This window comes from Bdellovibrio sp. HCB288 (assembly GCF_047305935.1).
Classification (GTDB): Bacteria; Bdellovibrionota; Bdellovibrionia; order Bdellovibrionales; family Bdellovibrionaceae; genus Bdellovibrio.
This window is the reverse complement of the sequence record NZ_CP178619.1, coordinates 3,388,343-3,405,905: the sequence shown is the minus strand read 5'-3', so window position 1 is coordinate 3,405,905 and position 17,563 is coordinate 3,388,343. Positions and strand designations below refer to the sequence as shown.

Below are 17,563 nucleotides of genomic sequence, written 5' to 3'. Positions count from 1 at the left end.
ATCACTGGAGTTGATGGTGGATAAGAAAAAACTGATTGAGCATATTCGAGGTGAACTTGAAAAAGATCTGGCGAATCTGACGGCAGTTGCAAAAGCCACCATCGAGGCGGTGACCCATGAGGAAAGCAAGCCCGAAAACGAATACGACACCCGTGGGCTTGAAGCCTCTTATCTGGCGCGAGGTCAGGCCAAGCGCATTGCTGAAATCAAAGAATTGTTGGTGATCTTGAAGCACGTGGTGGTCAAGGACTTCGGTCCGGACGATAAGATTGCCGGCACGGCTTTGATCGAAGTTGAACACAACGGTAAAACCAGCATGCTATTCATGATGACTCACGGAGGTGGGGTGAATGTTGATTTTGACGACAAACGCATTCAAATCGTCACACCCAGCAGTCCATTGGGAGAAGCCTTGCTGGATTTGTATGAAGGCGATGTCGCCATTGTTGAACAAGGCGACCAGGTTCGCGAATACGATATCATTTCGGTAAAATAACTATTTGAAATTATCCATCAAAGGAATATCACGTTGGATGCCGTTGAAAGGACCGCAATAAACGGTGTCCTCAAGCCACGTGATTTCGTTTTTCACATCATCCTTAAAGATGACCTTCGACCAAAAACGATTCGTATTGTCCCAGGAGTAGCCGCGGGATTTTAAGTGCTCCTTGGATTCAAAAGGTGCGGAGCTTGCAATCATATGAGTCATCATGCGCTTCGCATTTGATGTTAGTTCCATCAAATACGGTTTTTCACTCTGCGTTTCAGGAATGCTTAATAGATATAGAAGTGCATCCACGTCATTCAGGGCGCGATGAGAATCAGTGAAGAAGCCATGGTAAATATTTAAAAGCTCAAGTTTAGGGCTGGTGAAACCTTTGGAACTCCAATCCACTTGTTTGAAAGAGCAACCCCAGATTCTTTCCTTGGAAGTTTTTGATTTGCGATCAATAAAGGGGCGATCAAACTTGGCGTTGTGAGCAATCACCAGGCAGGATTCCGAGATCAGCTGATCAACATGGTTCCAGTCGATTTTCTGTCCTTCTAAGTCTTGATCGGTGATTCCGGTCAGGGAAATGATCTCTGGAGATAGGGGGCGTCCTGGATCCTGAAAAGCTGAATAGGATTTTCCCAGACGCAGAATCTCTCCGGTGTTTTTGTTGAAATCAAACTGGCGCAGACCAATTTCGATAACCTGATCTTCATTTTGATTCAGGCCGGTGGTTTCCACATCCAATACCATGGCAGTACGGATCAGATCCTGATTGGTGTGCAGCCAATTTTCGGTGACATACTCTGGTGCGACAACGGGGCAGTCGATGAGTTTTTTCAAAGTGACGGTGTTGCCATCCTGTGATTTGCCGATCCAACGAAATGCCATGTTCTATCCCCCGGGTGCAGTTTAATGGCTGCGATTATTGTAGATCCTTGGGGGAGTTTCAACTCTATTCAACCATAACTTTCTCGGTATCTTTGGGGCGGCCCACCATTTCTGCGGGCAGCTGCCAAAATATCCAGGCAGAGCTGCAGGTGATCAGTCCCATGCATATGAATGCGGCACGGAAAGCGCCCAGGGCAAAGCCGCCGTCTGCTGTGCCGGGATAGTGGGCTGCGAAAGTTGAAAGCAGGGCGCCCGCTGCCGCAACACCGAAACTCATTGCCAGCATTTGCACCATGGAAAACAGACTGTTTCCGCTGGAGGCCAGGCGTGGCTGCAGGTCCTTTAGCGTCAGAGTATTCATCGCTGTGAACTGCAGGGAGTTCACGGTTCCAAATATTAAAAGCTGAATGATGCGCAACCACTGGGGTTGGTTTTCGGTGATCACAGCAAAGCTCGCCATCATGATGCCCAACATCAGTGTGTTGTAAACCAGAGTGTTGCGATAGCCCCAGCGAGTTATCAATGGTGTTGCCAGTTTTTTCGCGTAGATCCCGGCCAGGGCAACGGGGATCATCGTCATGCCGGCCTCAAAGGGAGAGTAGTGTAAACTGATTTGCAAAAACAAGGGAATCAGGAAGGGCATGCTGCTGCTGCCGATACGGGCAAACAGATTTCCCAGGAGTCCGATGGTGTATGTTGAGGATTGAAACAACGAAAGGGAAAACAGCGGGCGGGGTGCGCGGCGTGCATGCAGCCAATAGGCACTCAGTGATGCCAATCCGAAAATCACCAAAATCAAAACGGTTGCTTGGGGGAAGCCCAGTTCAGACATTCCATCCAAGGCCAATGAGATCATCACCATGCTTAGTGAAAGAAGAATAAAACCGGTGACATCAAACTTCGTCGTTTCCACGCCGCGAATGTCGGGCATGTCGATGTAAGTGGCGATGCAACCAATAATTCCCACCGGTATATTGATTAGAAAAATCCAATGCCAGGAGGCGTATTCGACCAAGTAGCCGCCCAAAGTGGGGCCGATCAGCGGGCCGATCAGGGCAGGGATTGTGACAAAGCTGATGGCGCGTAAAAATTGATGTGCAGGGAATGCGCGTAGGACTGCCAGACGTCCCACCGGCATCATCATTGCTCCTCCCATCCCTTGCAGTACCCGGGAAGCTACCAGCTGGGTCAATGTCTGAGAGACTGCGCAACAAAGTGATCCTAATGTGAATATGAGGATCGCCGAGAAGAAAACCTTTCTTGTTCCGAAGCGATCTGCAATCCAACCCGATGCCGGAATGAGGACCGCGATTGTTAAGGCGTAGGCAATGACCACGGCCTGCATCATGAAAGGGCTGGTGTTCAGGCTTTTGGCCATCGAAGGGAGCGCAGTATTAACAATCGTCGCGTCCAGGGTTTCCATGAAAAAACCGATGGCGACCAACCATAGCAGGCGGTTGGATGACGGTGATGCTGTGTAAGTGGAAGTCGGAGACGTGGACATAGATTTGCCTCGGGTTCAGTTATACTCCTCTTTCCAAAGGACAGCAAAATAAGATCGCTTTGACGTCGTTGTTGAAAAGCAGTTAGACTTTCTAAATGAAATTTCTGCGTCTGTTTGTTGTCAGTCTCATATTCACTTTTTCTTGTTTGGATTATGGATTTTCTTTTGATGGTTTACATTGGAATGATCCTACTGATTCCAAACCATTTTTCCCATGGTTGTGGGAGGATCAATTCAAGCCCACGATCGTGAAAGGTTTCGACGAAACTGGTGCGCGCATTATCGTGGGGGGCTTGATGGCTTCGGCGATTGCCGGAACACAGGACGACAAAGTTCACGAGTACACGATGAATCATCAAGTGATGTCGGACGACTGGAGGCAATTAGGGGCGATGTTGGGAAGTGGTGGTCCGGGAGTTATCCTGGCAGCTTCACAACTTTGGTGGGACCAACCTGCCGGGTTGCAGGCTTTTCGAGCGATGGCATTAACGACACTGACTCACGTGACCCTGGCAGCAAGTATCAACCGCACGCGCCCGACCGGGGATCGTGGTTGGTCTTGGCCTTCAGGTCACACTTCCAATGCCTTTGCCATCGCCACTTCGTTTGCGTACTCGTACGGTCCTTGGGTGGGAACTGCGGCGTTCACGACAGCAACCTTTATTGGGGCTTCCCGCATTGCCTCTCAAGTGCATTGGCTGAGTGATACTGTAGCCGCTGCAGCGTTGGGCTTTTATTGGGGGCGCGCGAGTGCCATGGTTACCAGAGGCGACAAAGATCCGATTTCATTTTATCCGGTGCCAGTGCCGGGAGGCTTGATTGTTAACTATTCAAAAAGTTTCTAGTACTCTGCTTGCTTTGATTCTGCTGTTCACGGCAGGGCACAGCTTTGCCCAAGTCTCGGCGGAGGCCGGCAGTGGTTCGGTCATCGTTGAGAAAAAGCCTTCAAATCTTTTTGAAAACTATCAGCATCTTCCCAGAGCGGATATCGAACCAGGTGAAAAATGGAAGTACTTTGGTGTCATGTATGGTCTGCAGTGGGCTGTGTATCTGGTCACTCAATGGGAGACCATCGAGGATCACGGTTCATTTGATAACTTTTTCGATCATGCACTTCATCCGGACTATGACAAAGACACTTACGACTACAACATTTTCAAACATGCGTATTCGGGGCAGCTTTACTATCAATTCTATCGCTCGCGGGGATATGACGAAGTAACTGCATTCTATTGGACTATTGGTTCATCGTTGGCATTTGAGTTTGCCATCGAACCTTTGACTGAAGTCCCAAGTTTACAGGATATCTATCTGACGCCGGTCTTGGGCACGATTGTAGGTGTTGGATTTGAAAATCTCAGTTTTTATTTTCACTCCAAAAAGACCTGGCCGAACCGCCTTTTGGGTTACATCTTCAATCCCTTCACCTTGTTGCCTGATTCACATTACGGTTACGTGGCTCCGATTGTTTCGGATAAGTTTAAGGGTGTAAATGTTGGTTGGAGTTTTGAATGAAACTAAAAGTGTTGCTGTCATTGCTTCTGACCCTGGTTTCGTTTTCGACCTTTGCGCAAGATCAGAAGGATTATTTGCTTAAAGGCACGGCCGTTGAGGAGTACATCGTTCAACCGACTGCCATTGATGAGATTTGGAAAGAAGGAACTCATATTGCTGCCGGCTTGGGAATTACAGGTGGTGCTTATCTGGTTGATGGTGCATCACGTGACTTTGGCGGGGGCTTGTCGGGTAAAACCGATGTCGGCTATTTCCTCAATGACAAATGGGCGCTGGAAGCGAGTTCCTATATCAAATTTGCCCGGGTGAATGACTATCGTGTCTGGGGAACAATTTTGTCGGTGGGATTTCGCTATCGTTTGCCCGAAGGTTGGTTTGATGAGCAGGTTCCGTACTTCAGGGCCTTCACCGGTGCAAATATCAACGTCGTCTATCTGGATGGCCGCAAGATTCCCGAGTTTGATGAAGTCTATAACCGCATTCAATTCGAGGGCCCGATGGTGGGTATTGCGTTGGGTGGGATGAGACTATCCAAAACCAAGAAAGTTTTGTTCTGGGAAGTGGCAGCGACAGGGGAGTGGATGGTGCGAGAAAGTGGCATCCAAATGGAGAAAGATGTGCCTGTTGTTGTGGCAAGAGCCTCGTTGGATGGGCGCTCCCAGCTTTATTCCGTCTATGTGACCTTGGGTGGCTTCATATTTTAATCGTAACGCCGCGCCCAAAGTTGACCTTTGGGTAAAGACAGGTATCATCTGTGCTTCACGATTGCCTCGGTGGCGAAATTGGTAGACGCACAGGACTTAAAATCCTGGGATTCCTTTACCGGGTCGTGCCGGTTCGATTCCGGCCCGAGGCACCATTCCCTCTCCAAATTTCTTCGGACAGTCCTCGTTCTTTTTGTTTTCCGTTTCATTCTGTTGATTGATTGGTTCAATGTTTTTCTGTGGCTTCGTTGTGGCTACAGAGCACTGCGGAACTTGAAATTTGGAGAGGGAATGGTGCTCGTGGTTTTGTGAGAGTCAATTGCCAAAAAAATAACGAAGGCACTGCTTTTTAGTCAGTGCCTTTTCGATAGTGATTTTGTCTGATTCACAAGAGATCAAAGGATGATCATTTACTTCAGAGCAAAGTAAGGCATTGCGAATTGTTCACCATTAATCACCACAGATATATAGCCCTTTACTTGTTTTGTATCGACCGCCGAAGGGTTTACAAGTCGCGTGGCTAGCAATAGATCTCCCTCTTCATTGCCACCTATTCCGGATTTTCCATTGTGCAGGCTAAAGCGGGCAGGGGCTACTTCAGTGCTACTCGCGGGAGTTCCCGGTGCCATGACGGCATCGAAGCGTAAGCACATCCCAGCCAGAAAGCGATCCTTCCCGTTACTTTTCAATAACACGATAACCGATGGAGTCCAGTTAGCGATCTTAACGAATACTTTGGTATCTGTGGCGGACCGTGGTTCAATTCGCACTTCCAACACGGGAGAACTGCCCTCTGCCGACCAACTGGCTTCCGCATTGTCTGTTTTGCGTTGCATGTGAATTATAGCGCGACCACCAGTGGTTTTTCCACCAATCAGATTCTTTAATGGCTGATTGCCACTGCCGGCGTTATACTGCGTTTGACCAAATAGTTCAATTTCCCAGCTATCACCCATTGTAGGCGTAAAGAAATTGCCTAACTCAAACCACGTCGCCTGACCTGTATCGTTGCTCAGTCTGAAACGCGAATTAATGTGACCGTATCTCAGACTGCCGTCGAAGGCGGCACCAAAGGACTCAACTCTCGACGAACCCATCTCCCATGCGCTCAGCCAGCGTTCGCCCTGCAGGGAATTGTCAATTTTACTTCCAGATTGCAAATTAATCTGGCGCGAATTCAACCGCGAGTTGTACGCGATCAAAGGATTCGTACAGTTTTCAATACTTAAGGCATCAAGAATCCATTGTCCGTTGGAGATATCACCTGGATTCTCACAGTGCTCAATCCATCCATTATGAATTATCGATTGAGTACAACGTTTCAGGTTTAAAACCTTTTTGCAGTTTTGAGCATTGAAGTTGGAAAGCTCAATCGCAGTGCTGTGATCCCAAACTCCGGCTGCTCGTCCTGACCATCTGGCTCTTATCACATCATTTTCACAGTAACTGGCATACCATTGGTCAATTTTGCAATCGAGTGTATCCAACAGACTTAAACAAGCACCTCCGAGGCGATCAAAGCGCAACTGAGACCCACGGAAAAACTGTCCCCCAGTACAAATATTATCAAAGAACCCTTGGTAATTTGTGACTTTGTCAAACTGTCCTTTAATGATCAGATTTGAAATCTCGGCTCTGCGCGCGTTGACCTTAAACATAGATGAAGTCTTGCCATCCGAGAGTATCGTTGTTGACGGAAAATAACCGAAATTTACATTCGCACCCGCCAAACGAAAGTGTGACAGTTCTGCCGTTCCCATATCCACCCGAGACACAAAGAACGTACCCGCAGGAAACTGAACGCCAATTCCCGGATAGTTAGCTTTTGACCAGGCATACATCGCTTTGATCGCCGCTGCTGAATCTGATGTACCGTCGGCCTTTGCACCAAAATCAAACACAGTCAGATTGTTGGGATCATCGATCACGCGACGCCAATAAAAACCACTGCCAGCAAAGACAGTCCCGCCATCATCCGTTCCACTTGACAAGTAACCGATAAAGTCGCCACCACCAACATTAAGACCTGAATGGTAGCTTCTTACTGTCATCTTAGCGCCATTAATTGAAGGTCGTGTCGAACGCAGCTCAATTACGGAGCCGATGTCTCCCTGAGCATAACTTGCTGGCAAAGCAGCTGCTTCAGCACGGTTGGAAATGGCAGCGACCGACAGAGCAGTGACAAAAGAGGAGGCCGCGGATTGCAAAACTTGTCTTCTTTTCATTGATCTTCCTTTTGTTAATTGAGGCTGCAGAAAGGTGCCTTTGACGATCAGCTCGCTAGTGATCTTAACTATGTTAATATGTTTCGGTCGTCCCACCAAACAATCAAGAGTTCGTGAGACACACGAATACGATTACCTAAACAAAATTGATCCATCAGTTTATGACTCCGCGATGTCAGACTGGATAAACAGGTGGCAATTGACCTCACGATGGACAGATGAACAAATCGTCCATGCGTTGCAACGTCTCAAGAGGGGATAAGGTAAAATGATTTAGCTAGTGAACTCGGCATATTAATCGCGGCGAAGTCTGAGAAGTTCGTGAAGTTGAACAAGAAAATGTTCGTGAGAGTCTGAATGAGGATCTGTTTAACAGAACTAAGAGACCTGCGCATTGTTGGTCAGGCCTCCTATAAGAAACAAGTAGTTTTGGTCGATTACATTATCTCGATTATTTCAGGTATCTACAGTAATAACTGTCACCAAAATAATCAGTACCCGGCTCAGTATTTGATGTTAACGAAATCGAGTGTCTGGTTAGGTCGTTTGTAGATGGAATAAACCCAATTTCCATTATGGTTGGTGAATTATGAAACGGAAGAGTGCATGAGCCGGATATACTCAATCCTCCTTCTTTGGGCTGAATATCTACATTACAAATTGAATCCATGTAGACTACACAGTTTAGCCCAGTGTCATAGCCAGGTTCGCATCTTTTGAAATGCAACTTACCATCAGTATGAGGTTGTAAGTGAAGGTCAAAATGAGTTCCATCATTTGGTACTTGAGAACACTTAACTTCACCTGGAACGACTTGTGCGATTGCGAGAGCAGAGAAAAAAAAGGCAATTACGAAAACTGTTTTCATGAATTTTATTAAAATCCAAGTAAAGCCTCTGGTCAACAGTCCAATGATTCAAAGCCTACTAGTGTTCCATAACTCACAGATTAAGTGGCCACCAGATCAGCACCCGTAGCGGGTGCGGGAATGGAGTTCCGTTTTTTATTGCGATGCGGAACCGCAGCGGTTCTGCAAGATGTCAGGGCTGAGCGTGGTTAAGGAACAAACCGAGGCAATAGATTGTTGGTCAATCCCAATTGGTAGTTCTTATTTAAACCCCAGCACTTCAGTTGGTTCGAGGAAGTTGTGGCGCAGGTGTGGCTCGTACCTGCGCTGACAGTAGCGTAAGTCGTGCCGCTGTCGATGATTGTCGGGATTTTTTTGCCTACCAGGGTGCCATCACCCAGTTGACCGAAGTCGTTATTACCCCAACATTTTAAAACACCAGCCGTAGTAATACCGCAACTGTGGGAACTGCCCACAGTAACTTCTTTGTAGGAGGTGCCTGAATCGATCAGGGTCGGCGTGCTGCGATTTGTGGTGGTGTTGTCACCAAGCTTGCCGGCGGTGTTGTTGCCCCAGCACTTCATGGATCCAGAAGAAGTGATACCGCAGCTGTGGGACTCGCTTGTTGCGATACCGGTGTAGCTCACGCCGGAATCAATCAGAGTCGGGGTTGTGCGGGTCGTGGTGGTTCCGTCGCCCAGTAAGTTTCCGACATTGTAACCCCAACACTTCAGGGAGCCTGAAGTCGTGATACCGCAGGTGTGTTTCATGCCGGCGGCGATCGCGGAATAGGTGGATCCTGCATCAATAAATATCGGGGTCGTGGATTCCGTGGTTGTGCCATTGCCAAGTTGATTGGTGTTGTTATATCCCCAGCATTTAAGATTGCCGGAAGTCGTGATGGCGCAAGAGTGCAAATCACCAGTCGTGACGGCAGAGTACGAGGTGTTCGAATCGACCAGGACCGGGTATGTTCTTTTGGTTTTTGTCCCATCACCAATCTCACCATAGGCATTGGAACCCCAACATTTCAGAAGTCCAGTCTCAGTGATGCCGCACGCATGGTGATTGCCGGCACTGTTGCCATTGATAGCAATGGCCTTGTAAGGAGTGCCCGGATCCGCAACCGTGGGTATTGGTTTGATGGCTGTGGTTCTGTCGCCAACCTGGCCCCCATAGTTTTCGCCCCAGCATTTTACTCCTCGAGGTGTAATTCCGCAGGAATTCACTTGTCCTGCAGAGACTTTGTTGTGGGCTGTTGCTGAATCAACAGCTTTGGGAGTCGTGATGATGGAGGAATAACCCATGCCCAGCTGACCATACTGATTGTCACCCCAGCATTTAAGATATCCCGCGCTCAGTATTCCGCAAGTATGGTAGCCGCCAACAGATACTGTCGCATATCCCATGTTGTCTGTGACACCTGGAGTTTTTCGATCGATGGTGGTGCCGTCCCCCAGTTGCCCATTCTGATTGCTGCCCCAGCATTTAAGGTAACCAGTTGCGGTGACACCGCAGGTTTGGTCGTAGCCCGTGTTAACAGTCGTGTAGGCGAAACCACTGTCAAGGACAGTCGGGATCAGAAGATTGGTTGTGGTGTTGTTACCAAGTTGTCCACTACCATTGTAGCCCCAGCATTTTAGCAGACCTGTTGTTGTTGTGATTCCGCAAGTGTAATCAGAAAATGCAGAGACCATTGCATAGCTGACAGAGCCGTCAATTAGGTAGGGAGTTGATGTCGAGGTTGTTCCGCCGTTACCTAGCTGGCCCGAATCATTTTTACCCCAGCACTTTAGCTGACCTGAGCTTTGAATGGCGCACGTGTGGGAGCCTCCGGTTGCGACGGCAGTGTAGTTGTTGCCGATATCGATAATCGCAGGCAAAGAAAGGTTTGTATTCCCACTATTACCAAGTTGTCCATAGTCGTTAAGACCCCAGCACTTTAAAGCGCCAGCCGTGGTGATGGCGCAGGTATGTGAATAACCTGTGGAGACGGAACTGAAGGTCACACCACTATCGATGACGGCTGGTGTATTTGTGGTGATGGTAGTTCCATTGCCCAGTTGGCCATTGGTGTTATCACCCCAGCATTTCAAGATTCCGCTGTTGGTGATAGCGCACGTGTGGTCAATGCTCGCCGCTACCATAAGATATGAAATACCGTTGTCGACAATTGTGGGGGAGGACTGATTGACAGTGCTCCCGATTCCCAATTGTCCACTGTAGTTGGCTCCCCAGCATTTTAGAATTCCTGACTGTGTGATGCCGCAGGTATGGGCTTCCCCGCTGGAGACTTTCACGAATTTATCAGATGTGCCATCGTCATCCAAAACAATTTGGCTGTAGGAGTTAAAGACGCTGGCCACGACATTCGCCGTATTGCTATAAGGAGTCATATCCAATTGGAATACCAAATTTGAAGAAGCAAAAGTGTCGCCAAAAAATTGGAAATTGGTGCTGGCGCTTGAGGCTCCTGCCGGAAGTGTCATGCTGGAATTGGCGAGACTGAAATGAGTGGGGTTGATCGCAGTGGTGATCGCTTTGTTAACCACAAACTCAATTGTGATGTCTGATGTGCTTGCTGGGGAGACCTGTAAACTGATCGAGTGCGAAGCCGTCGAATTGCCTTCGGAAAGGGGGAGGGTAGGTGCTGGCATTCCCACGGTGTAAATGGTTTGATCCACGATGACAGAAGTACCCATGTGGCTGAGTGCCATATTGCCGACCGCATCTGAAGCGGTTCCGGCTGCGATAAAGGGATTCAGAGATCCGGCACTTGTGCAGTTTTCAACGATCAAGAGGCGTGAGTCAGGTCGATCCAGTCCACCAATTTTTTTTGTACAGCCGGCGTTTGCACCCTGTAATGTGATATCGTTATCCGTCAGCGTGATGCTGTTGGCGTCCATATAGGAAATAACCCACACGAAGCTGGTTGAGGAAAGTCCCACCGCGGGAGCAGGTGCCGAAATCAAAATTGCTGGCGGCATGCTGTCGATAAGTATATTCGCTGGTGCTGTTACACTCACGTTGTCTGCCAAATCTGCGGCTGTCGCACGTACTTTGACATTGGCGGAGATCATTGGTGTGACCCAGTTGTAAGTGCCCGTTGGAGGAAGTGCTGTCACAAGGGGAATCCACGTTGCTCCACTGTCCAGTGAATGTTCCAACGCAACCATATTAGGTGCAATATTTAGATCCGAACTGGACCATGAAAGAGTTACGACATCACCACCACGAATCATTGAAGGCAGTGTCGAGGTCAGTTGAACCAGGGGAGGTGTTAAATCCAAATTGTACAGCAGTCCCGTTGAGCAAGGAGAAGTATTTCCTCCCTGAGAGCGAATTGCATAAAAGGAGTAGCTGCCATCAGTTCCCAGGATTGGGATAATCACCTTTGCGGTTGTTGTTACTGCTGTTACCGAGGTCAGAAATGTCGAGCAAGCAGCGTCGCTGTATACGGATACGGTATCTCCCGAATTTAGACCGCTGGCTTGGATCTCGGGATTTTGAATCCTTGAAGGAATCACCAGAGGATTGCTGAGTTCCAAATTGGGCGCTGTTAGAACCACCGGAGAGGGTGAAGGCGAGGGAGTAGGAGTAGGTGTTGGTGTCGGCGTTGATGTTGGTGACACCAAATGAACGGAGACCGTTTGGCAGTCAAAATCCTTTCCATTGATGCGATAACGATAGCTGACTTTCTTTTCGCCGTTTTCAGGTGTCAACGTTAGGTTGTAAGAGGACTTCTTGCTTTGCCATTCCAGGCCGTCACAGGATTCGCCTTCGCCGATGGCAATCTCTGATACCTGAGGCGGGAGCAGGGAAACTGAAGTCGCTGGAGTTGAAGTGGTGATGTATTTTTTCGAATCGACCGAGTATTCACTTTCGAAGTTAACCGAGGCACGACTTTCACCTTTTAAAAGTGAAACCATCGGATCCACATTGGTGCAGCCTCCGAGAATGAAAGTCAGAATGAAAAGTATTGGAAAAAATGAACCCACTCGCTAACGTACCTCTGCTATATTTATCGGCCAAAGGCGAGGTCTTGTTTACGATCCATTCACTGATTTAATACTTTAATTGGAAATATCTGACTCAGATTGAGACAAAAAGTAACACAAGGGCCTACAAGAAGACATTTTTGCATTGGGCGTTGTTCGGTATCCAATAGCTTGGATATTTTAATACCTTTAAAATGCGACCCACGTAATTGCTTCCATTTGAAAAAGGTGCCAATGAAGGTGGTGTGCGGCTCCAGGCTGATTTTTCCATGGACTCGTAAAAATCCCGACCGTGAAAAGTCGCATTGTAAGGATCAACCATCCATGTTTTGTTCCTGTCCTTGATAACAACCAAAGCGTGATCTTCGACTCTTGTGCCAGCGTGGACTTTTACATAAACAAAGTGGCTTTCGATTCCCAAGGCGCGAAGTGCTTGATGAGTAAGAAGTGCGTTTTCACGACAGACTCCGGATTTACATTGTAAATAGGCACCCAAGGAAATGTCCTTATTCAATAGACGATGTTCTTTAAGTGTCTCCCGGTAGGGCCTTGCATCGTAAGCCTTGCTTGGCAGTGCACTGCGGATGGCTTCAGTTGTAAGTTGAATCTTAAGATACTTGGCCTCTAAAAAGTTTCCACGTTTTTCTGCATTCTGAATTTCTAAATTTTCCTGAGCTTGCTTCACCAGCTCAGTCAAAAACTTTTTCAAGTCCTGGTCGTCATCAAGGATTTGGTAATCGGGTTGAATGCCACCATGTCTGGCGGATCCTTCAATATAGGATCCAAAAGGCAGTTGAATAAATCCGCCTCTTTGTTCTGTGTAACCCTCCAGGTTGCCAGGGATGGCCAAACCAGCTGTTGCGAAAAGTGTAATTAGGCCGAAGCAAAGAATTTTAATCATGGCTCCAGCTTCCTTACCATGTACATGCAGTCAGGACAGGTTTTATGAATTTGCAGCCATGACCGCAAGGCTGGCATTCCCTCTAGAAATGGCACCACCAAGGTGGTTCGTTTTGCCGGATCTGTGAAATTTGCTTTTTCAGGGGCGCGGATGGCTATAATCTCACCTTGTCTGTTTTGGATCTGCGTGTAGCCGTGGGGCTGCAATTTATCGAACTGATTTCCGTCGATGCCACGTTGATAATTGCTTTCCATGATGCGGGTCACGTCATCAAGAGTGTGTGCTTGCTCGCCCCAGATTTCTTTTCGCATGCGCATCAGGTTCATCACATAGGTGTTCATTTTGCGACCGTTATCAGACACTGGTTCCGCACCAATCATGCGATTGTACAGGAAGTAAGTGGAGATGTTCTGTGAAGTCAAAACTTCGATTTCCTTAAAGCCGCCAGCTTTTAAAAAATCAAAAAGACGATCACGCAGGTGATTAAATACCGGAGCCGGCATGCCTTTTTTTTCCTGAGCATGGCCCAGAGTTTTATATTCGGAGTTGGCAAGTGGGTTTTCCAGTCGAAGATTTTCAATGACCGCACTATGGCGGGAGCTTCCCGGCCAGATGGATAGGTGTCCAATTAAAAGACCATCCGAAGTACTAAAGTTCAAAGTCACGCCATTCTGATTTTCCATGACTGGAAGAACCCGGGCTGTGACAGTTTTTCCGGCCTGGGAAAGTTCGGCAATGTAGGAAGCCGGCAGGAAGTCAGAGGCATTAACCTTTACCGTGTCATTAAGTCCTGGGTCCCAGGTTTTAAAGGCGCCAGGGGGAGCGAATATGTACTCACAAAGAGGCGCGGAACTTGCCCCCAACGGCAAGAACAGGATCAGGTAGATTAAAACAAAAAAGCCCCTCTTGTTCATAAGGGGCTTTGAGTGCACTGAAAGTGCCAGTATTAGAGCTAACCTATTGGATTTAAGGGCGAAATACCTGTATAGGTGCCCCAAAGGGGCTGTCGGTGGTCACTTTGAGTAATCATTTTAGGGTGTTACCTGTCTGCTTTTGTTTTAGGCAGGATTCTGCTAGAAGAAGTTCCAGCCAAAAACTTAAAAGAGGGTCTTATGAAAGTTCTGTCTATCGCGGTTTTATTGTCTGGTCTTTGTTTGTCCGGTCTTGCACAAGCATCCCAAGTTCCTAACGAAGTTCTAAATACATTCCAACTTGTTCGCTCCTATACAAGTCGTTTTCAAACGACGGGTGTTTCTGCGAACGGTGGCAAATGCGTATTGAACGTCGACTACCAACCAGCAGCTGTGGTTGTGACTTTGACTGGCGATGAAGATGCATTCAAAGAGGCGGCAAGCTATCTGACGGTTTTCACAAAAGTCGAAACTTACACGGGTAAGACAATGACATTTGGTGACTACGGATGGGATGGCGAGGAAACTCAATTCACCCTTGAAAGCTCAGGCAATGAGCTGACGGTTTCCGCTGAATATCACTTCAGCGAACACTTCGGTGGCGGTTTTGTTTCCGATGTTTGTGTGTTCAAAAAGAAATAGTTAAGAATAAAAACCCCACTTCAAAAGAGTGGGGTTTTTTCTTATTTAAGCTTTGTGAATTCCTGATCCATTCGATCCGACAGTCCTTTTAGTAGCGGACCAATCTCGTCAACTTTTTCTATCGGCAGGCGGTTGAAGACCACAGCCCAGGCAACGCCATTCGGTTTCATCACAAAATAAGAAAGCGTTCCCGTTTCCAAAGCTCCGGCATGGCCGAACTGTTTTCCGTTTTCAAGACTGACCCACCCCAGGGAGGCACTTGGATTTCCAATTTTGGTGTTCGGAGCGGTCATGACTTTGATGGTCTCCGGTTTTAACAATTCAGTTTTACCAATGCCCGGTGAGACCGCATGCAGAATCAAAACCAAATCCGAAGGTGTGCCAATCCAGCCCCCATGTCCGTCCATGGTTTTCAGATAAAACTCGTTATAAGCCATCGGTCCTTTGGTAGTGCCGTCAAATTGCGAAGTGACCATAGGACTGCGAGGGTCGTCATAGTAACGGGATTCTTCTGGCAAAAGTTCTTCCAGACGGCTTCCGCCAATGCGCATGTCGGTAATCCCCAATGGCGCCATGACATTCGCTTTCAGATAGTCTTCGTAGGATTGGTTGCTGAGTTTTTCAATCACTCGCGCGAGCACATTGTAGCCGAAGTTTGAATAGTGATACTGTTGACCCGGGTCGCGGTTCAATTTCGTATTTTGCAAAACATAGCGAATCACGGTTTTGGCATCAGCAGGCGGTGCCACTTTCATTTTCTGGGCGATCTTGAATAAATCATACTGCGGATCGTAGTCGTCCTTGTCAGATCCCCAGCCGCCAGTGTGCTGCAAAAGATCACGCAAAGTAATCTTCAAAACACGTTTGTCCTTGATGGCTTTGTACTCGGGCAAATAGCCTTTGCTGCCAAAGACCGTGCGATTCAAAGCGGTTTGCAGGTCGGTGCCGGATTTTTCCAGAAGTTGAAAAACGGCGATGGCTGTCAGGGGTTTGGTGGCGCTGGCAATTCGAAATGGAGTAGTGGCAGAGGCCAGAGTTTGCTTGTCTTTGTCGGCAAATCCAGCGGCGCCGTTATAGGCGAACACACCATTTTTAGCGACGGTCATGGCTCCACCGGGAATGTTATTGTGTTTGATGAAGTCCTGAAGGATTCCTTCAAAATTGGCATTTTGGGTGGGTGTCGGTTGGGATGCACAACCCAAAACCAAAGAGCATAAAGCCAGCAAGAACAAGCGCAACATTCTGAAATCTCCTTTTTAAGTCGACTGCAGTAGAAGCATAAAAGCTTTCATGTCCTCGGGTAAAGCAGATTCTATTTTAACAGGGTTTTGGGTGAAGGGATGTGTGAACACCAGGCTCAATGCATGAAGCATCAAGCGCGGTGCCTCGGGTGTTTTATTGCAAGGGTAGATATCGTCGCCGAAAATTCCCATGTGCTCTTCCGCCAGGTGCACGCGAATCTGATGCATTCGTCCGGTGAGTGGCTGAGCTTCAACCAGCATGCCCAGTTTGAATTTTTCCATAATGCGAAATTTTGTGTGAGCCTTGTCGCCCCCGGAAAGGGTCGATTTCATTTTCATTTTTTTCAGTTTACCGTCGCGCACCTCTGACAGGTGATTTTTGATTTCCCAGGTTTCTGGCATTTTACGGTTGCGAGTCAGTGCCTGATAGGTTTTTTGCACCAAGTGGTTCTTAAACATTCCGGCAAGAGGGTCGTTCGCCTCTTTGTTTTTGGCAAAGATCATCACACCCGAGGTGTCGCGATCCAGGCGATGATGAAGAGCCAGGTAGAAATCCTTGCCGCGTTCGTCCTGCAATTGCTTTTTGAGTAGATTGAAAAAATCGGGACGGCTTTTGTCCACCGTCGCCTGGGATGGAAGTCCTGCGGGTTTTTCAGCCGCGAGAAACCAGTCATCTTCGAACAGAATTTTAAACATTATCTTTTATTGATCATGCAGAAATTCAAATTCTGCGTGATTGTGTCGCGTTGATTATCCAGCTCCGCTTTTGTGAACACGAAATCAGACGGACGGCAGTTGTACTTTGAAATGTTCTCAGCGACAGCCTGGGCTTCATCCGGATTCAGAGTTAAACGCCACAGCATCTTGATTGCCAGCCAGTTGCGGATGTATTGACAACGACCTGGTTCGTAAGGAGGCAGATAGCCTTCAGGACCGCGGTCACCCTTGGACATGTTTTCGTGAGCTTCAGCTGATACCAGGTGTTCGCGCAAACCCATGTAATTGGCATAAAGACAGCGCAATTTATAATCCCAGTTAAAGGCGCCCGACATATAGGCGTTCTTAAGTGGAACCATGTGGTCGATCTGAATGTCTCTTGAAGAAGTCAGCACTGTACCTGTGTAAGGATCATCCCATTTGCCATCTTCAACCACGCAGAACTTGCCATTGCGGTAAGTGACTTCACCTTTGCTGTCGCGGACCAACACTTTTGCACGCGTGTTCATGCAGGTTTCATCCGTAGGATCGTTGATCCAGCGGCCGAAGTGCAGTTTGCGCATGTATTTTTCTGTCGGAACCGGCATGTCGTAGCCGTATTGATTCCAGCGCAACAAATTAACAACAGCGACCTTGATCTTTGCGGCAAAGGTTTCAAGCAGAGCGCCCGGAGTTAATAGTTCTGGTAATGCAGACTTTGGCGCGCGGACGGTGACCTGTTCATAGTTAACGTCGTCAACCATATAGAACTGATGCCATTGCGGCTTGTCTGTGTAAGGAGCGGGAACCTGCTGCTGGGAATTACCAGCGTCCGACCCACTCACTGGATGCTGTTGCTCCAATGGCTCTTGAGCTTGGGTTAAATTTGCACTCAGCAATGCTGCTGCAAAGACCCCCATAAACGTAGCGAATTTCATGCCCCTCACGAAATCCATTATTCCCCCCGCGAATGAATAGAAACGTACCTTGGGTGTTTG

The 17,563-nt window shown here is 47.9% G+C and carries 14 protein-coding genes and 1 tRNA gene; 6 read left to right on the top strand and 9 right to left on the bottom strand.

The window, feature by feature from the left end; all coding sequences use genetic code 11:
- The first annotated feature begins 16 nt into the window (after nucleotides 1-16).
- A complete protein-coding gene (locus tag ACLVWR_RS16660) occupies nucleotides 17-496 on the top strand; it encodes a hypothetical protein (protein ID WP_413581722.1) in 480 nt (159 codons plus the stop codon).
- Here the strand turns inward: ACLVWR_RS16660 and ACLVWR_RS16655 are convergent, their stop codons facing one another.
- Both ACLVWR_RS16655 and mdtD read right to left on the bottom strand, forming a co-directional pair.
- On the bottom strand, nucleotides 497-1,381 hold the full coding sequence (locus ACLVWR_RS16655) for a 3'-5' exonuclease (RefSeq protein WP_340597193.1): 885 nt from the start codon (nucleotides 1,379-1,381) through the stop codon (nucleotides 497-499).
- Nucleotides 1,382-1,445: 64 nt separating this feature from the next.
- Nucleotides 1,446-2,885, bottom strand: a complete 1,440-nt coding sequence (gene mdtD, locus ACLVWR_RS16650) for a multidrug transporter subunit MdtD (protein WP_413581721.1) — start codon at nucleotides 2,883-2,885, stop codon at nucleotides 1,446-1,448.
- Nucleotides 2,886-2,980: 95 nt separating this feature from the next.
- Here mdtD and ACLVWR_RS16645 point away from each other — a divergent pair, with 95 nt between their 5' ends.
- From ACLVWR_RS16645 to ACLVWR_RS16630, 4 genes are all read left to right on the top strand, one after another.
- Nucleotides 2,981-3,730: a phosphatase PAP2 family protein gene (locus tag ACLVWR_RS16645; protein WP_413581720.1), complete on the top strand. Its 750-nt coding sequence runs from the start codon at nucleotides 2,981-2,983 to the stop codon at nucleotides 3,728-3,730.
- Entirely contained in the window at nucleotides 3,705-4,400 is a 696-nt protein-coding gene (locus ACLVWR_RS16640) for a DUF3943 domain-containing protein (protein WP_413581719.1), read from the top strand. Before ACLVWR_RS16645 ends, ACLVWR_RS16640 begins: the two co-directional genes overlap by 26 nt.
- Nucleotides 4,397-5,104 carry a hypothetical protein gene (locus tag ACLVWR_RS16635; RefSeq protein WP_413581718.1) on the top strand — a complete coding sequence of 236 codons (708 nt, stop codon included), beginning with the start codon at nucleotides 4,397-4,399 and terminating at the stop codon, nucleotides 5,102-5,104. Before ACLVWR_RS16640 ends, ACLVWR_RS16635 begins: the two co-directional genes overlap by 4 nt.
- Before the next feature lie 63 nt (nucleotides 5,105-5,167).
- Nucleotides 5,168-5,259 (top strand) — tRNA-Leu (locus ACLVWR_RS16630).
- A gap of 255 nt (nucleotides 5,260-5,514) precedes the next feature.
- Here ACLVWR_RS16630 and ACLVWR_RS16625 read toward each other — a convergent pair.
- The 4 genes from ACLVWR_RS16625 to ACLVWR_RS16610 form a co-directional block, all read right to left on the bottom strand.
- Nucleotides 5,515-7,329 (bottom strand): amylovoran biosynthesis protein AmsF, encoded by a 1,815-nt coding sequence (locus tag ACLVWR_RS16625; RefSeq protein ID WP_413581717.1) that lies wholly within the window; start codon nucleotides 7,327-7,329, stop codon nucleotides 5,515-5,517.
- Nucleotides 7,330-8,385: 1,056 nt separating this feature from the next.
- Entirely contained in the window at nucleotides 8,386-12,105 is a 3,720-nt protein-coding gene (locus ACLVWR_RS16620) for a hypothetical protein (RefSeq protein ID WP_413581716.1), read from the bottom strand.
- Between the two features lie 193 nt (nucleotides 12,106-12,298).
- Complete coding sequence (locus tag ACLVWR_RS16615) at nucleotides 12,299-13,075, bottom strand: transglutaminase-like domain-containing protein (protein ID WP_413581715.1); 777 nt, start codon at nucleotides 13,073-13,075, stop codon at nucleotides 12,299-12,301.
- On the bottom strand, nucleotides 13,072-13,989 hold the full coding sequence (locus ACLVWR_RS16610) for a hypothetical protein (RefSeq protein ID WP_413581714.1): 918 nt from the start codon (nucleotides 13,987-13,989) through the stop codon (nucleotides 13,072-13,074). The genes ACLVWR_RS16615 and ACLVWR_RS16610 overlap by 4 nt, the downstream gene beginning before the upstream one ends.
- A gap of 198 nt (nucleotides 13,990-14,187) precedes the next feature.
- Here ACLVWR_RS16610 and ACLVWR_RS16605 point away from each other — a divergent pair, with 198 nt between their 5' ends.
- A complete protein-coding gene (locus tag ACLVWR_RS16605; RefSeq protein WP_340597203.1) occupies nucleotides 14,188-14,628 on the top strand; it encodes a hypothetical protein in 441 nt (146 codons plus the stop codon).
- A 41-nt stretch (nucleotides 14,629-14,669) separates the two neighbouring features.
- On the opposite strand, the gene ACLVWR_RS16600 is transcribed toward ACLVWR_RS16605, so the two are convergent.
- The 3 genes from ACLVWR_RS16600 to ACLVWR_RS16590 are packed head-to-tail and all read right to left on the bottom strand — an operon-like array spanning nucleotide 14,670 to nucleotide 17,503.
- On the bottom strand, nucleotides 14,670-15,869 hold the full coding sequence (locus ACLVWR_RS16600; protein WP_413581713.1) for a serine hydrolase domain-containing protein: 1,200 nt from the start codon (nucleotides 15,867-15,869) through the stop codon (nucleotides 14,670-14,672).
- A gap of 15 nt (nucleotides 15,870-15,884) precedes the next feature.
- Nucleotides 15,885-16,565, bottom strand: coding sequence for an RluA family pseudouridine synthase (locus ACLVWR_RS16595; protein WP_413581712.1), 681 nt, complete (start codon nucleotides 16,563-16,565; stop codon nucleotides 15,885-15,887).
- Nucleotides 16,565-17,503 carry an HNH endonuclease gene (locus ACLVWR_RS16590; protein ID WP_413581711.1) on the bottom strand — a complete coding sequence of 313 codons (939 nt, stop codon included), beginning with the start codon at nucleotides 17,501-17,503 and terminating at the stop codon, nucleotides 16,565-16,567. Before ACLVWR_RS16590 ends, ACLVWR_RS16595 begins: the two co-directional genes overlap by 1 nt.
- Nucleotides 17,504-17,563: the final 60 nt, after the last annotated feature.

Excerpts from the sequence above, each read along its gene's own strand:
- ACLVWR_RS16655 (WP_340597193.1), bottom strand. The coding sequence starts at position 1,381 with ATGGCATTTCGTTGGATCGGCAAATCACAGGATGGCAACACCGTCACT.
- mdtD (WP_413581721.1), bottom strand. The coding sequence starts at position 2,885 with ATGTCCACGTCTCCGACTTCCACTTACACAGCATCACCGTCATCCAAC.
- ACLVWR_RS16645 (WP_413581720.1), top strand. The coding sequence starts at position 2,981 with ATGAAATTTCTGCGTCTGTTTGTTGTCAGTCTCATATTCACTTTTTCT.
- ACLVWR_RS16635 (WP_413581718.1), top strand. The coding sequence starts at position 4,397 with ATGAAACTAAAAGTGTTGCTGTCATTGCTTCTGACCCTGGTTTCGTTT.
- ACLVWR_RS16625 (WP_413581717.1), bottom strand. The coding sequence starts at position 7,329 with ATGAAAAGAAGACAAGTTTTGCAATCCGCGGCCTCCTCTTTTGTCACT.
- ACLVWR_RS16620 (WP_413581716.1), bottom strand. The coding sequence starts at position 12,105 with ATGGTTTCACTTTTAAAAGGTGAAAGTCGTGCCTCGGTTAACTTCGAA.
- ACLVWR_RS16615 (WP_413581715.1), bottom strand. The coding sequence starts at position 13,075 with ATGATTAAAATTCTTTGCTTCGGCCTAATTACACTTTTCGCAACAGCT.
- ACLVWR_RS16610 (WP_413581714.1), bottom strand. The coding sequence starts at position 13,989 with ATGAACAAGAGGGGCTTTTTTGTTTTAATCTACCTGATCCTGTTCTTG.
- ACLVWR_RS16605 (WP_340597203.1), top strand. The coding sequence starts at position 14,188 with ATGAAAGTTCTGTCTATCGCGGTTTTATTGTCTGGTCTTTGTTTGTCC.
- ACLVWR_RS16600 (WP_413581713.1), bottom strand. The coding sequence starts at position 15,869 with ATGTTGCGCTTGTTCTTGCTGGCTTTATGCTCTTTGGTTTTGGGTTGT.
- ACLVWR_RS16595 (WP_413581712.1), bottom strand. The coding sequence starts at position 16,565 with ATGTTTAAAATTCTGTTCGAAGATGACTGGTTTCTCGCGGCTGAAAAA.
- ACLVWR_RS16590 (WP_413581711.1), bottom strand. The coding sequence starts at position 17,503 with ATGAAATTCGCTACGTTTATGGGGGTCTTTGCAGCAGCATTGCTGAGT.